The organism is Kitasatospora sp. NPDC023176 (assembly GCF_055560495.1).
This window is the reverse complement of record NZ_JBVHIP010000012.1, coordinates 189,568-205,526: the sequence shown is the minus strand read 5'-3', so window position 1 is coordinate 205,526 and position 15,959 is coordinate 189,568. Positions and strand designations below refer to the sequence as shown.

The 15,959-nt window shown below is 72.5% G+C and carries 8 protein-coding genes; 6 read left to right on the top strand and 2 right to left on the bottom strand.

Translation table 11 applies throughout. From position 1 onward, the window contains the following. Nucleotides 1-834 (top strand): ABC transporter ATP-binding protein (locus ACZ3YL_RS19320; RefSeq protein ID WP_465658657.1); only part of this gene is annotated, 834 nt, incomplete at its 5' end. Between the two features lie 109 nt (nt 835-943). Here the strand turns inward: ACZ3YL_RS19320 and ACZ3YL_RS19315 are convergent. Beyond that, a complete protein-coding gene (locus tag ACZ3YL_RS19315; RefSeq protein WP_465658655.1) occupies nt 944-1,843 on the bottom strand; it encodes a hypothetical protein in 900 nt (299 codons plus the stop codon). A gap of 89 nt (nt 1,844-1,932) precedes the next feature. Continuing rightward, on the bottom strand, nt 1,933-4,599 hold the full coding sequence (gene glgP / locus ACZ3YL_RS19310; RefSeq protein WP_465658654.1) for an alpha-glucan family phosphorylase: 2,667 nt from the start codon (nt 4,597-4,599) through the stop codon (nt 1,933-1,935). Between the two features lie 1,065 nt (nt 4,600-5,664). Between glgP and ACZ3YL_RS19305 the strand changes: the two genes are divergently transcribed. From ACZ3YL_RS19305 to pta, 5 genes are all read left to right on the top strand, one after another. Next, nucleotides 5,665-7,620 (top strand): alpha-1,4-glucan--maltose-1-phosphate maltosyltransferase, encoded by a 1,956-nt coding sequence (locus ACZ3YL_RS19305; protein WP_188307255.1) that lies wholly within the window; start codon nt 5,665-5,667, stop codon nt 7,618-7,620. After that, nucleotides 7,617-9,341, top strand: a complete 1,725-nt coding sequence (gene treS, locus ACZ3YL_RS19300) for a maltose alpha-D-glucosyltransferase (RefSeq protein WP_188307245.1) — start codon at nt 7,617-7,619, stop codon at nt 9,339-9,341. The genes ACZ3YL_RS19305 and treS overlap by 4 nt, the downstream gene beginning before the upstream one ends. Before the next feature lie 253 nt (nt 9,342-9,594). Further along, nucleotides 9,595-11,085, top strand: coding sequence for a maltokinase N-terminal cap-like domain-containing protein (locus ACZ3YL_RS19295; RefSeq protein WP_188307246.1), 1,491 nt, complete (start codon nt 9,595-9,597; stop codon nt 11,083-11,085). A 113-nt stretch (nt 11,086-11,198) separates the two neighbouring features. Next, nucleotides 11,199-13,532: a 1,4-alpha-glucan branching protein GlgB gene (gene glgB / locus ACZ3YL_RS19290; protein WP_465658650.1), complete on the top strand. Its 2,334-nt coding sequence runs from the start codon at nt 11,199-11,201 to the stop codon at nt 13,530-13,532. Between the two features lie 244 nt (nt 13,533-13,776). Continuing rightward, nucleotides 13,777-15,906, top strand: a complete 2,130-nt coding sequence (gene pta / locus ACZ3YL_RS19285) for a phosphate acetyltransferase (protein ID WP_188307247.1) — start codon at nt 13,777-13,779, stop codon at nt 15,904-15,906. The last annotated feature ends 53 nt before the right edge of the window (nt 15,907-15,959 follow it).

The window sequence follows — 15,959 nt, the reverse complement described above, 5'->3', positions numbered from 1 at the left end:
GGTGAGCGACCAGCGACCGACGTAGGAGGGAGTGCCGGAGCGAAGAGCGTCGGCACCGGGTCCGAGCGCCCGGAGGCGAGCGGGCGAGTCACAGTCAAGGGCTGCGAGGTCTCCTTCGAAGGGACCCGCTTCGCCTACCGGACCGGCAAGGAGGTGCTGCCCCCCTTCGACCTGCTGATCCCGGCCGGGCAGACGGTCGCGGTGGTCGGTGCGACCGGCGCCGGCAAGTCGACGCTCGCCAAGCTGCTGGCCCGTTTCTACGACCCGACCGAGGGCCGGATCCGGTTGGACGGCGTGGACCTGCGCGACCTCGCCACCCCGGAACTGCGGCGCGGGGTGGTGATGGTGACCCAGGAGTCCTTCCTGTTCTCCGGCACCGTCGGCGAGAACATCGCGATCGGCCACCCGGGCGCCACCCGCGCCGAGGTCGAGCAGGCCGCCCGGGACATCGGCGCGTACGAGTTCATCGCCGCGCTCCCGGACGGCTTCGACACCGACGTGCGCAAGCGCGGCGGCCGGATCTCCGCCGGTCAGCGCCAGCTGGTCGCCTTCGCCCGCGCCCTGCTGGCCGACCCGGCCGTACTGATCCTGGACGAGGCCACCAGCTCCCTGGACGTGCCCGGCGAGCAGGCCGTGCAGCGGGCGATGCGCACGGTGCTGGCCGGCCGCACCGCGGTGATCATCGCCCACAGGCTCTCCACCGTGGAGATCGCCGACCGGGTGCTGGTGATGGACCAGGGCCGGATCGTCGAGGACGGCTCCCCGCAGGAGCTGATCGACGGCGCGGGGCGTTTCGCGACCCTGCATCGTGCCTGGCGGGACAGCCTGGTGTAGAACTCCCCACAGTGGTGCCCGTCCAGGAAGCCCCACAGTTGTGCCCGTCCGGGTGCGCCGTCACGCACCCGGGCGGGCATCCCCTTTCCCGGGGCCGGTCGTGACACGGTCAGTCCACGGTCACCACGTAGTCGGTGTGCCAGTCGGGCGACGGGCAGTCCTCCTGCGCGGCCACCACGTCCAGCGTCCCGCCCGGCAGCACCTGCCCGGCGACGGTCGAGGAGTCGATCACCACGGCCGGGTCGATGAAGATCGCGTCCTGGTAGCGCGGCCCGGCCCCGTAGTGGCAGGTGAGCGTGCGCGGCCCGGTGGCCGTGCAGCCGTACGGCGGCGTGCCGGTCAGGGTGGTGTGCTCGGGCACGGTGATCGCCACGTCGATCGGGTGGGTCGAGTACGAGGGGCCGGCGTCGTACACCCACAGCGGCAGGTCGATGGTCGCCCCGGGGTGGCCGGTGAGGTCGCCCGGCTGCGGGATCGGGCGACCGGCCTGCCAGGCGGAGGAGGCGCCGACCATGAAGTGGGCCCTGGTGTCGGCGGTGGTGAAGCTGTACGGGGTGGTGTGGCCGGACTGGTCCGGGTCACCCGGGTAGAAGGCCTGGACGTCGCCGCTGACGGTGGTGAACGGCGAGGTGATCGGCGCGACGTACAGCGCCAGCCGCTCGACCGAGCTCGCCCCCGGCGCCAGCCCGGCCGGGATCTTGTACGAGCTGCCGGTGCCGAAGTAGTCCAGCGGGACGGCCGGGTCGGCCGACTGCACCACGCCCGGCGGCGGGAGGTGCACCACCACCAGGGTGTCGTCGGTGGTGGTGGCCGGCCCCCGGTTGGTGACCCTCACCTCCAGGGTCCCGTTCTCGCCCGGGACCACCGGGTCCTGCGGCGGGCAGATCTCCAGGGACAGCCGCGCGGTCGCCGGCGGCGCCGCGAGGGGGGCGGTGGCGGCCTGGGCCGGCCACGCCACGAGGAGCACGGCGAGCGCGGCAAGGACGGCCGAGCGGATGGTACGCGTCATGACCATCACGCTCCCCCCGCCCGACACGCGGGGCAACCGGATGACTGCCGTCCGTAGGACTTCCGGACGGCAGTCGTCCGTTCAGGACCTCAGCGCAGCAGCCCGGCGTCCATTCCGTTGGACTCGGCCGGGAGGGCGACCAGCCCCAGTTCGGCGGGCGAGGCCAGCCGGGGGTGCGCGGGCAGCACCCGCACGGTGTAGCCGAACGGGCCGGTGCGGCCGAGTTCCAGCGACCCCTCGTAGCGGGTGCGGCCGTCCAGGTCCGGGCCGCCGACCGGCTTGAGGGCGAGCACCGCGGCGTCCGAGATGCCGTCCGTCTCGTCCACCCGGCCGGACACCACCTGCACCTCGACGTCGCCCGGCTCCAGCGGGCCGAGCGCGACCTGCACCCGCAGCGCCAGCGAGCTGCCCAGCTCCTGGGCCTCGGCCGGACAGTCGGCCTCGACGTGCTCGACCAGTACGCCCGGCCAGCCCTCCCGGACCTTGGCCTTCCACAGCGCCAGCTCGCGGGCGCCCGCGTGCCCGCGGGCCGCCAGCTCCCGCTGGGCCAGCGCCGCCGGGGCGTACAGCCGTTCGACGTACTCGCGGACCATCCGCCCCGCCAGCACCTTGGGCCCGAGGGTGACCAGGGTGTGCCGGACCATGGCGATCCAGCGGTGCGGCAGCCCGTCGTCGCCCCGGTCGTAGAACCGGCCGGCCACCTGCTCCTCGATCAGGTCGTACAGCGCGGCGGCCTCGATGTCGTCGCGCCGCTCTGCCTCGCTGCTCTCCGGGTCGAGCACACCGGCGCCCTCGTCGGCGGTGGGGATCGCCCAGCCGTTCTGGCCGTCGTACCACTCGTCCCACCAGCCGTCCAGGACGGACAGGTTGAGGCAGCCGTTGAGCGCGGCCTTCATCCCGGAGGTGCCGCAGGCCTCCAGTGGGCGGAGCGGGTTGTTCAGCCAGACGTCGCAGCCCGGGTAGAGGTGCTGGGCCATCGCCATGTCGTAGTCCGGCAGGAAGACGATCCGGTGGCGCACCGTCGGGTCGTCGGCGAAGGCGACCATCTGCTGGATCAGCCGCTTGCCGCCGTCGTCGGCCGGGTGGGCCTTGCCGGCGACCACGATCTGCACCGGCCGGGTGGGGTGCAGCAGCAGGGCGCGCAGCCGGACCGGGTCGCGCAGCATCAGGGTGAGCCGCTTGTACGAGGGCACCCGGCGGGCGAAGCCGATGGTGAGCACGTCGGGGTCGAGCACCGAGGAGACCCAGCCGAGTTCGGCCTCGCCGGCGCCGCGCTGGTGCCAGGAGGCGCGCAGCCGGCGGCGGGCCTCGTCGACCAGTTGGGCGCGCAGACTGCGGCGCAGGTCCCAGATCTCGGTGTTGCCGATCCGCTCCAGGCCGGTCCAGCGCTGGGTCTCGCCGGTGGTCATCGCCTCCTCGGCGCGTTCGGCGCCGATCTCGGCGGCACCCAGGCGCACCACGGCCGGGTCGATCCAGGTGGCGGCGTGCACCCCGTTGGTGACCGAGGTGATCGGCACCTCGGTGGGGTCGAAGCCGGGCCACAGGCCGTTGAACATCGAGCGGCTGACCTCGCCGTGCAGGGTGGAGACCCCGTTGGCGCGCTGGGCGAGCCGCAGGCCCATGGCGGCCATGTTGAAGAGCTTCGGGTCCCCGCCGCGCCAGGTCTCGGCGCCGAGCGCGAGCACCGGCTCGACCGGGACGCCGGGCAGCGCGGCGTCGCCGCTGAAGTGGCGGGCGACCAGGTCGCGGTCGAAGCGGTCGATGCCGGCCGGGACGGGCGTGTGGGTGGTGAACAGGGTGCCGGCCCGGACGGACTCCAGGGCGGCGGCGAAGTCCAGCCCGGCCGCCCGGTCGGCGACGAGTTCGCGGATGCGCTCGACGCCGAGGAAGCCGGCGTGGCCCTCGTTGGTGTGGAAGACCTCGGGGGCGGGGTGCCCGGTGAGCCGGCAGTAGGCGCGCACGGCCCGGACGCCGCCGATGCCCAGCAGCATCTCCTGGAGCAGCCGGTGCTCGCTGCCGCCGCCGTAGAGCCGGTCGGTGATGTCGCGCTCGGCGGATGAGTTGGCCTCGATGTCGGAGTCGAGCAGCAGCAGCGGGACCCGCCCGACCTGGGCCTTCCAGATGTGTGCGGCGAGGGTGCGGCCGCCGGGCAGGGCGAGGTCGACCCGGGTGGGGGCGCCGTCGGCCTCCCGGAGCAGGCTGACGGCCAGTTCGTCCGGGTCCAGCAGGGGGTAGCGCTCCTGCTGCCAGCCGCCCCGGTCGAGGGACTGCCGGAAGTAGCCGTGCCGGTAGAACAGCCCGACGCCGATGACCGGGACGCCGAGGTCGCTGGCGGCCTTGAGGTGGTCGCCGGCCAGGATGCCGAGGCCGCCGGAGTACTGGGGCAGCGCGGCGGCGATGCCGTACTCGGGCGAGAAGTAGGCGACGGCGGCGGGGGGCGGGGTGGCGCCGCCGTCCAGCTGGGCCTGGTACCAGCGCGGGCCGGTGAGGTACTCGCGCAGGTCGTCGGCGAGGTCGCCGAGTCTGCGTAGGAACCGCCGGTCGGCGGCGAGGGCGGCGAGCCGGGCGGCCGGGACCTCTCCGAGCAGCCGCACCGGGTCCTCGCCGGTCGCGGCCCAGACCTCCGGGTCCATGGACCGGAAGAGGTCCCTGGTCTCGGGGTGCCAGGACCAGCGCAGGTTGAGGGCCAGCTCGTGCAACGGCTGGAGTTGTTCGGGCAGGACGGTGCGGACGGTGAATCTGCGGATTGCCTTCACAGCGGTGAAGCGTAGCCTCGCCGATCGTCCTGACTACGGGTCAAGTGAAGTATTGGGCATCCGTTCGGCCTATTGGTGAGATCGCATTCGGCGCATTGGTCTGCACAGGGGGCGCGCGAGGCGCGCATTCCGGGGCGTCGCGCTACCAATACGTGAACTCCGTGGAACAGATCCATTTCCGGCGGCTCGTCCACTCCGGACAAAGCCCGAAACTACTGTCGTACCGCTGCGAAAACCTGGTCCCCAGTGCGAGGATGGCCGAAGGTCGTTCATGCCGCGGGGACAACGACGACGGGTGGAGTCCCCCGTGGAGCAGCACGTCCGGATCCTTTTCGCGTTGATCCTTCCCCTTCTCCCTTAGCCCGTTCGGCGCTCACCGCGCACCGACGCGTGTCCTCGCGCCCGGTCGGCTCGTTCACGGGTCGACCGGGCCGCCCAGGGGCGTACCCCCGGGAGGCGTGCGCCGGGACGCGCACGGGTTCCGGGGTGTCCCGCCACCGGTTCGGCGGGCGCCGGGCAGGTTGCCGGGGACAGCGACGCGGGCAGGCTCCGGTCGCACGTCCACCCCACCCAGCAGTCCTCCCGGTACTCCTCCGGCCCGACCCCTCCGGCCCGTGGGGAGCTGCCGCTGATCTCGGGCAGGAGCTTGGCATGCACGGCGACACGCGGGACCAGTCCACACCGGTGGCCGACACCGTCGACGCAGCGGTCGCGGAATCCGCCGGACGGATGGATTCTGACACTCGGACAGACCCGGCGATGCCGTCGCCCCGGGTTTCCGGAGCGGTCCATACCGAATCCTCCGAAACCCAGGCCTCCACCGCGCAGGTCGCCGCGACATCACCCGCCGCGGCACGGGCCGCCACCGCGGCCCGGCAAACCGGGGCCGAGGAGGGCCCGGTGGCGGCACCGCGCAGGCGCACCACCACCACGCGCCGCAGCACCGCGAAGGCCACCGCCGAGACCGCTCCCGCGGACGCGGCCGCGAAGGCACCCGCCCGCAAGGCCCCCGCCCGCAAGACCGCCGCCAAGCCCTCCGCCCGCAAGACGACAGAGAGCGACACCGTGATCGGCCGCATCCCCGTCCTGGACGTCAGCCCCCAGATCGACGCCGGCCGCCGCCCGGCCAAGGCCGTCGTCGGCGAGACCTTCCCGGTCACCGCGACGGTCTTCCGCGAGGGCCACGACGCCGTCAACGCCAATGTGGTGCTGCGCGACCCGCGCGGCCGCAGCGGCCCGTGGACGCCGATGCGCGAGCTGGCCGAGGGCACCGACCGCTGGGGGGCGCACGTCACCCCGACCGCGCCCGGCCGCTGGTCGTACCTGGTGGAGGCGTGGAGCGACCCGATCGCCACCTGGCGCAAGACCGCCGCGGTGAAGCTGCCGGCCGGGATCGACACCGCGCTGGTGCTGGAGGAGGGCGCCCGGCTGCTGGAGCAGGCCGCCGCCGGGGTGCCGAAGAAGGACGGCCGGGCGCACGTGCTGGCCGCCGCGGGCGCGCTGCGCGACCCGGGGCTGCCGCCGCTGTCCCGGCTGGCCGCCGCGCTCGCCCCCGAGGTGCTGGAGCTGCTGGCCCGTCACCCGCTGCGCGAGCTGCTCAGCGCCTCCCGTCCGCTGCCGCTGCAGGTGGACCGCGAGCGCGCGCTGTTCGGCTCCTGGTACGAGTTCTTCCCCCGTTCGGAGGGTGCGGTGGTGGACCCGAACGGGGTCGAGCCGCCGCGTTCGGGCACCCTGCGCACCGCCGCCGAACGGCTGCCGGCGGTCGCCGCGATGGACTTCGACGTGGTCTACCTGCCGCCGGTGCACCCGATCGGACGAGCCTTCCGCAAGGGCCCGGACAACACCCTGACGGCCGGTCCGCACGACGTCGGCTCGCCGTGGGCGATCGGCTCGCCCGAGGGCGGCCACGACGCCGTCCACCCGGACCTCGGCACCATCGAGGACTTCGACCACTTCGTCGCCGAGGCCAAGGCGCTGCACCTGGAGGTGGCGCTGGACTTCGCCCTCCAGTGCTCCCCCGACCACCCGTGGGTGAACAAGCATCCGGAGTGGTTCAGCCATCGCGCCGACGGCACCATCGCGTACGCCGAGAACCCGCCGAAGAAGTACCAGGACATCTATCCGATCAACTTCGACCAGGACATGGACGGAATCGTCAAGGAAACCGTCCGGATCCTCCGGTTCTGGATGTCCCACGGCGTCCGGATCTTCCGGGTCGACAACCCCCACACCAAACCGGTGGTGTTCTGGGAGAAGGTGCTCGACGACATCGCCCGCACCGACCCCGATGTGGTGTTCCTGGCGGAGGCGTTCACCCGCCCGGCGATGATGCACACCCTGGCGAAGATCGGTTTCCACCAGTCGTACACGTACTTCACCTGGCGCAACACCAAGAACGAACTCACCGAGTACCTCACCGAACTCACCGGCGACGCGGCCGCCTACATGCGCCCCAACTTCTTCGCCAACACCCCGGACATCCTGCACGCCTTCCTCCAGCGCGGCGGCCGCGCCGCCTTCGCGATCCGCGCCGTGCTCGCCGCCACCCTCTCCCCCAGCTACGGCGTCTACGCCGGCTACGAGCTGTGCGAGAACGAGCCGGCCCACCCGGGCTCCGAGGAGTACCTCCACTCGGAGAAGTACGAGCTGCGCCCCCGCGACTGGAACCGCCCCGACACCCTCGCCCCGCTGCTCACCGTGCTGAACCGGCTGCGCCGGCGCCACCCCGCCCTGCAGCAGCTGCGCGACCTGCGCTTCCACCCCACCGACAACGAGCAGGTGCTCGCCTACTCCAAGACCGCGACCACCCCCGAGGGCCTGACCGACCGCGTGATCACGGTGGTCAACCTCGACCCGCACCACGTCCAGGAGGCCACCGTCACCCTCGACGGCGACGGGCCCTACGCGGTGCACGACGAGCTCACCGGCGCCGTCTACACCTGGGGCCGGCACAACTACGTCCGGCTCGATCCCTCAGCCGAGCCGGCTCACCTCCTCACGGTTCGGAGGAACCCAGCGTGACAGTGAACGAGCCCGTCCCCGACACCTTCCCGGAGACCTCGAAGAAGAACCTGGACCCGGAGTGGTTCAAACGTGCGGTCTTCTACGAGGTGCTGGTGCGGTCCTTCCAGGACAGCAACGGCGACGGGGTCGGGGACCTCAAGGGGCTCACGGCCAAGCTCGACTACCTGCAGTGGCTCGGCGTCGACTGCCTCTGGCTCCCGCCCTTCTTCGCCTCGCCGCTGCGCGACGGCGGCTACGACGTCGCCGACTACAAGTCGGTGCTGCCGGAGTTCGGCGACCTCGCCGACTTCATGGAGTTCACCGACGCCGCCCACGCCCGCGGCATGCGCGTGATCATCGACTTCGTCATGAACCACACCAGCGACCAGCACCCGTGGTTCCAGGCGTCCCGGGCCGACCCGGACGGGCCGTACGGCGACTTCTACATGTGGGCCGACGACGACAAGCAGTACCCGGACGCCCGGATCATCTTCGTCGACACCGAGACCTCCAACTGGACCTACGACCCGGTCCGCAAGCAGTACTACTGGCACCGGTTCTTCTCGCACCAGCCGGACCTCAACTACGACAACCCCCGCGTTCAGGACGAGATGATCGCCGGGCTGCGGTTCTGGCTCGACCTCGGCATCGACGGCTTCCGGCTGGACGCGGTGCCGTACCTGTTCGCCCGCGAGGGCACCAACTGCGAGAACCTCCCCGAGACCCACGAGTTCCTCCGCCGGGTCCGCAAGGAGATCGACGCCGACTACCCGGACACCGTGCTGCTCGCCGAGGCCAACCAGTGGCCGGAGGACGTGGTCGACTACTTCGGCGACTTCACCGCGGGCGGCGACGAGTGCCACATGGCGTTCCACTTCCCGGTGATGCCGCGGATCTTCATGGCCGTGCGCCGGGAGTCCCGGTACCCGGTGTCGGAGATCCTCGCCAAGACCCCGCAGATCCCCGGCGGCTGCCAGTGGGGCATCTTCCTGCGCAACCACGACGAGCTGACCCTGGAGATGGTCACCGACGAGGAGCGCGACTACATGTACGCGGAGTACGCCAAGGACCCGCGGATGCGCGCCAACGTGGGCATCCGCCGCCGGCTCGCCCCCCTGCTGGAGAACGACCGCAACCAGATCGAACTGTTCACCGCCCTGCTGTTCTCCCTGCCGGGCTCGCCGGTCCTCTACTACGGGGACGAGATCGGCATGGGCGACAACATCTGGCTGGGCGACCGGGACGGCGTGCGCACGCCGATGCAGTGGACCCCGGACCGCAACGCGGGTTTCTCCTCCGCCGACCCGGGCAGGCTCAGTCTGCCGCCCATCATGGACCCGGTGTACGGCTACCAGGTGACCAACGTCGAAGCGCAGCAGAGCAGTTCGAGTTCGCTGCTGCACTGGACGCGTCGCATGATCGAGATCCGCAAGCTCAACCCGGCGTTCGGCCTGGGCACCTACACCGAGCTGCCGTCCAGCAACCCCGCCGTGCTGGCCTTCGTGCGCGAGTACGAGGGGGACCTGGTCATGTGCGTGAACAACTTCTCGCGGTTCGCGCAGCCGACCGAGCTGGACCTGCGGCAGTACGGCGGACGGTACCCGGTCGAGCTGATCGGCGGGGTGCGCTTCCCGTCGATCGGCGAGTGGCCCTACCTGCTCACGCTCGCCGGACACGGCTTCTACTGGTTCCAGCTCCGACAGCCCCCGCGCCTGAGCGGAACCAGGCGATCGAAGTAACGATCCGCCGCACCCTGCCACCCGCGGCCCGCACAGCACCACCAGACCCTCCGGGGGCGCGAGTTGACCCCCGCGCCCCCGGAGTTCTCTGCACCACCGCGTACGGAGAACAGCCCAACGGCTACCCACACGAAGGCGTGACACCCGAGCCGTGCTCGCGTGCCGCGACCGCCGCGCCGCCGAAATCCGGAAGACTGTCGGACCCCGGCCACGACCCGTCGGGCCGTCCGCGTGCTTCCGGGGAAAGGGAGTCATGTCCGAAACCTCCCGTTCTCAAGCCCATGTGCAGCACGACGCCCCGGCCGGCTCCGCCGCGCACCCGGGCGCTCGGGGCACCGGAGCCCGGAGAACCGCCCTGGGGGTCAGCGAACTCATCCAGGCGGCCGTGCCGCTGATCGCCGACTGGCTCCCCACCCAACGCTGGTACGCCGGGAAGGGACGCCCCATCACCGGACTCGTCCCGGTGGTCGGCACCCCGCTGCAGGTCGGCGACCCCGCCCTGCTGCACCTGCTGTTGCGGGTCGAGCACGCCACCACGGCCGGCCTCCCGCACGGCGACACCTACCAACTCCTGCTCGGCATCCGCTCCCAGGGCCCCGCGGACATCGAACCCGGCGCCGTGCTCGGCCGGCTCAGCCAGGGCCCGTACGACGGCGCCACCCTCTACGACGCGGTGCACGACCCCGAACTCACCGGCCGGCTGCTGGAACACCTGGCCACCGGCGACCGGTTCGGCTCGCTGTCCTTCCGCCGCACCCCAGGCTCCGGACTGCCCGCCAACCTCCCCGGCCGGGCCTCCACCGCCGAACAGTCCAACAGCTCCGTCATCTACGGCACCTCGTACATCCTCAAGCTGTTCCGGCGCATCCACCCCGGCACCAACCCCGACCTGGAACTCTCGCTCGCCCTCTCCCGGGCCGGCTCCACCCGCATCCCCCGGGTCGCCGCCTGGTTCGAGAGCCGGATGGAACGCGCCGAACCCGCCACCCTCGGACTGCTCCAGCGCTACCTGCCGGACGCCGAGGACGGCTGGGAACTCGCCCTCGACCAGGTCGGCCGGCTCAAGGGCGACCGCTCCCCCGGCAACTTCGCCATCGAGGCCCACCGGCTCGGCCGGGCCACCGCCGAAGTCCACCGGGTGCTCGCCCGCTCCATGCCCGTCGCCCGGCTCGACCGCACCCAGACCGGCCGGCTCGCCACCGCCATGGCCGACCGGCTGGACAGCGCCGTCGCCGCCGTCCCCGGCCTGCTGCGCTTCCGGGCCGCCCTGCGCACCGCCTTCCAGCAACTCGCCGACGCCCACCCGGACGGCCTGCCCGTCCAGCGCATCCACGGCGACCTCCACCTCGGCCAGGCCATGCGCACCCCGCACGGCTGGGTACTGCTCGACTTCGAGGGCGAACCCGCCAAGTCCGTCAACGAACGGCGCGAACCCCAGCCCGCCCTGCGCGACGTCGCCGCGATGCTGCGCTCCTTCGACTACGCGGCCGCCCACCTGCTGGCCGGCGGCCCGGTCGACCCGGAGCTCGCCCACCTCGCCGCCGCCTGGGCCCAGCGCAACCGCACCGCCTTCTGCGCCGGCTACACCGCCGGAGGCGGCGCCGACCCGGCGGCCTCACCGGAACTGATGCGGGCGCTGGAGATCGACAAGGCGGTGTACGAGGTCGTGTACGAGGCCCGGCACCGGCCCAGCTGGCTGCCGATCCCGCTGGCCGCGATCAACCGGCTCGCCCTGTCCGTCTGACCACCCCCGCCCGAACCCGTCCCCTCGAACCCCGTCCCCTCGAACCCCGTCCCACTCGACCCCCGTCCCGCCCGCCACGAGTTCGCCCACCCCCGCCGCTGGAGGACCACGCCGTGACGCCGCTCGACCCGACCGGCCGCCCCACCCGCCCCGTACCGGCCACCTTCCTGGCCGGAACCCCCGAACGGGGCGAGCCCCGGGAGGCCCACGAGCCCACTCCTCCCCGCGTTCCGGCGGACACCCCCGCCGGGGCCCTGCGCCTCCCCGAGGCGCCACTGCCCCCCGCCGAGGTCGACCGGCTGGTGAGCGGCCAGCACCACGACCCGCACGCCCTGCTCGGCGCCCACCCGGTGCACGGCGGCACGGCGATCCGGGTGCTGCGCCCGTTCGCCGAGCGGGTGGTGGTCGACACCGCCCACGGACCGGCCGAACTCACCCACCAGCAGGGCGGGTTGTTCACCGGCCTGCTGGCGGGCGGCGAACTCCCCGACTACACCCTGCTGGTGAGCTACCCCGGCGGTGAACCCCTGCGCCAGCACGACGGCTACCGCACCCGGCCCACCCTCGGCGAACTCGACCTCCACCTGATCTCCGAAGGCCGGCACGAGCAGCTGTGGCAGGCACTCGGCTCGCACCTGCGCACCGTCGACGGCGTCGCCGGCACCGCCTTCGCGGTCTGGGCGCCGAACGCCGCCGGGGTGCGCCTCATCGGCGACTTCAACCACTGGAACGGCACCGGCCACCCGATGCGCTCGCTCGGCTCCTCCGGCATCTGGGAGCTGTTCGTCCCCGGCCTCGCCGAGGGCACCACGTACAAGTACGAGATCCACACCCGGCAGGGCTGGGTGCTCGACAAGGCCGACCCGCTGGCCCGGGCCGCCCAGTGCCCGCCCGGCACCGCCTCCGTCGTCACCTCCTCCACCCACCGGTGGCAGGACGAGGAGTGGATGGCCCGCCGGGCCCGCACCGCGCACCACCGGGCACCCATGTCGGTGTACGAGCTGCACCTGGCCTCCTGGCGGCCCGACCTCACCGACTACCGTGCCATCGCCGAAGAACTCCCCCGCTACCTCAAGGAGTTGAACTTCACCCACGTGGAGTTCATGCCGGTGATGGAGCACCCCTTCGGCGGCTCCTGGGGCTACCAGGTCTCCGGCTACTACGCCCCCACCGCCCGGCTCGGCAGCCCCGACGACTTCCGCCACCTGGTCGACACCCTGCACCAGCACGGCATCGGCGTGATCGTCGACTGGGTGCCCGCGCACTTCCCCAAGGACGACTTCGCCCTCGCCCGCTTCGACGGCGAACCGCTGTACGAACCCGCCGACCCGCTGCGCGCCGAACACCCCGACTGGGGCACGCTGGAGTTCGACTACGGCCGCACCGAAGTCCGCAACTTCCTCGTCGCCAACGCCGTCTACTGGTGCGAGGAGTTCCACATCGACGGCCTGCGGGTCGACGCCGTCGCCTCGATGCTCTACCTCGACTACTCCCGCGAGGGCGGCGCCTGGACGCCCAACCAGCACGGCGGCCGGGAGAACCTGGACGCGGCCGCCTTCCTCCAGGAGATGAACGCCACCGTCTACCGGCGCTGCCCCGGCGTGATCACCATCGCCGAGGAGTCCACCGCCTGGGACGGCGTCACCCGCCCCACCGACGCCGGCGGCCTCGGCTTCGGCCTGAAGTGGAACATGGGCTGGATGCACGACTCGCTGGTCTACATCTCCAAGGAGCCGGTGCACCGCAAGTACCACCACAACGAGATCACCTTCTCGATGGTGTACGCCTACTCCGAGAACTACGTCCTGCCGATCTCCCACGACGAGGTCGTCCACGGCAAGCAGGCCCTGGTCTCCAAGATGCCCGGCGACTGGTGGCAGCAGCGCGCCAACCACCGCGCCTACCTGGGCTTCATGTGGTCCCACCCCGGCAAGCAACTGCTGTTCATGGGGCAGGAGTTCGCGCAGGGCGGCGAATGGGACCACGAACAGGGCCCGCAGTGGTGGGTGCTCGACCGGCAGTGGCCCGCCCACCAGGACCACCAGGGCGTACGCCGCCTCGTCCGCGACCTCAACCGGATCTACCGGGACACCCCCGCCCTCTGGGAACTCGACACCACCCCCGACGGCTTCCGCTGGCTCGACGGCGGCGCCGCCGAGGACAACCTGCTCTCCTTCGTCCGCCACGCCGCCGACGGCACCCCGCTGGTCGCCGTCTGCAACTTCTCCCCCGTCGTCCGCCACGGCCACCGGGTCGGCCTGCCCGCCCTGGACGGCCGCGAACAGCTCTGGGAGGAAGTGCTGAACACCGACGCCGAGACCTACGGCGGCAGCGGCACCGGCAACTCCCACCCGGTCAAGACCGAAGCCGTGGAGTGGAACGGCCAGCCGCGCTCCGCCGAACTCGTCCTCCCCCCGCTCGCCACCATCTGGCTCCGGCCGGCCTGACCACCCCCGGGCGCCCGCCCCATCGGGCGGGCGCCGAGCCGGGGACGGCGACCGGGAACCCGAGGTCCTCGGCGGCCCGGCCCAGCTCGCGGTCGTCGGTGACGAAGTCGGTGAGCCCGGCGCGGAAGGGCTCGGCACCGGCCGGTTGCCACCGGGGTGGGGCTCTGCTCGCGGACGGGGGTTCGGGGTGCGAAGGTATGGTCGATATGACCACCTTCCGAGGCGACGGGACGGAGACATCCGCGTGGCGCGCAGCGTGTACGTGACCGGGATCGACCGGGGGGACGGCCGACAGGCGGTCGAACTCGGGGTCATGGAACTGCTCACCCGCCAGGTGGACCGGGTCGGGGTGTTCCGTCCGCTGGTGCACGCGGCGGCGCCCGGGGAGTCGGGGTCCGACCACGTGGTGGAGCTGCTGCGCGGGCGGTACCGGATCGAGCTGCCGAGCCAGGAGCTGTACGGGCTCACCTACGAGGAGGCCGCCGCGCTGCAGGCCGCCCGGGGGCAGGACGAGCTGGTCTCCACGCTGGTGGACCGGTTCCGCGCGCTGGAGCGGCGCTGCCAGGCCGTGCTGGTGCTCGGCACCGACTTCGCGGACACCAACATCCCGGACGAGCTGGCCTTCAACGCCCGGCTCGCCAACGAGTTCGGCGCCGCGGTGCTGCCGGTGGTCGGCGGGCAGGGCAAGGAGGCGGAGGCGGTGATCGCCGAGGTCCTGGGCGCCCACCGGGCGTACACCGACCTCGGCTGCGAGACCCTGGCGATGATCGCCAACCGGACCGCCCCGGGCGCCGAGCAGCGGATCCAGCGCGCGCTCACCGAGAAGCTGCCGATCCCCGCGTACGTCATCCCGGAGGAGCCGGCGCTGGCCGCTCCGACCGTCGCCCAGCTGGTCGAGTCGACCGGCGCCGAGGTGCTGCTCGGTGACGCGGCCGGGCTGGCCCGGGACGTGCGGGGCTTCGTCTTCGGCGGCGCCATGCTGCCCACCTTCCTGGACGCGCTGACCGAGGGCGCCCTGGTGGTCACCCCCGGGGACCGCGCGGACCTGGTGATCGGTTCGCTGGCCGCGCACGCGGCCGGTGCGCCGCCGATCGCCGGCGTGCTGCTGACCCTCGGCCAGCACCCCGGCCCGAACGTGCTGGCGCTGGCCGCCCGGCTCGCCCCCGGCACCCCGGTGGCGGTCGTCCCCGAGGGCAGCTGGCCCACCGCCGCCACCCTGACCCACCTGGAGGGCAAACTCACCGCGGCCAGCCCCCGGAAGGCCGAGATCGCCCTCGGCCTGTTCGAACTGCACGTGGACACCGTCGAGTTGACCAACCGGATCGAGGTCGGCCGGTCGGAGCGGGTCACCCCGATGATGTTCGAGCACGAGCTGCTGGAGCGCGCCCGGGCGGGCCGCCGGCACGTGGTGCTGCCGGAGGGCACCGAGGAGCGGGTGCTGCGCGCGGCCGAGATCCTGCTGCGCCGCAACATCTGCGACCTCACCCTGCTCGGCGAGGTCGACGCGGTGCGCCGCAAGGCCGCCGCCCTGGGCATCGTCCTCCCGCAGGTGGACGCGGGCGCCGACCGGGCCCAGGTCCGGGTCGTGGACCCGGCCACCAGCCCGTTGCGCCGCCAGTTCGCCGAGCTGTACGCCCGGCTGCGCGCCCACAAGGGGATGACCGTCGAGCTGGCCCTGGACGTGGTCACCGACGTCTCCTACTTCGGCACCCTGATGGTCCAGGAGGGCATCGCCGACGGCATGGTCTCCGGCGCGGCGCACTCCACCGCGGCGACGATCCGGCCCGCCTTCGAGGTGATCAAGACCTCACCGGGCGCGTCCATCGTGTCGAGCGTCTTCTTCATGTGCCTGGCCGACAAGGTGCTGGTGTACGGAGACTGCGCGGTCAACCCCGACCCGGACGCCCAGCAGCTGGCCGACATCGCGATCCAGTCCGCCGCCACCGCCGCCCAGTTCGGCGTGGAGCCGCGGGTCGCGATGCTCTCGTACTCGACCGGCACCTCCGGCTCGGGCGCGGACGTCGACAAGGTCCGCAAGGCCACCGAGCTGGTCCGCGAGCTGCGGCCGGACATCCTGGTCGAGGGCCCGATCCAGTACGACGCGGCGGTGGACGCCCACGTCGCGGCGGCCAAGCTGCCGGGGTCGGCGGTGGCCGGGCGGGCGACCGTGCTGATCTTCCCGGACCTCAACACCGGCAACAACACCTACAAGGCCGTCCAGCGCTCGGCCGGCGCGGTCGCGGTCGGCCCGGTGCTGCAGGGGCTGCGCAAGCCCGTCAACGACCTCTCGCGCGGGGCGCTGGTGCAGGACATCGTCAACACCGTGGCGATCACCGCCATCCAGGCCCAGGACGACAAGGAGCCCCAGGCATGAGCGAGCGGAGCGAGCGAATCATCAGCAGGTGCGTGTTTCGCGAAGCGACCGCC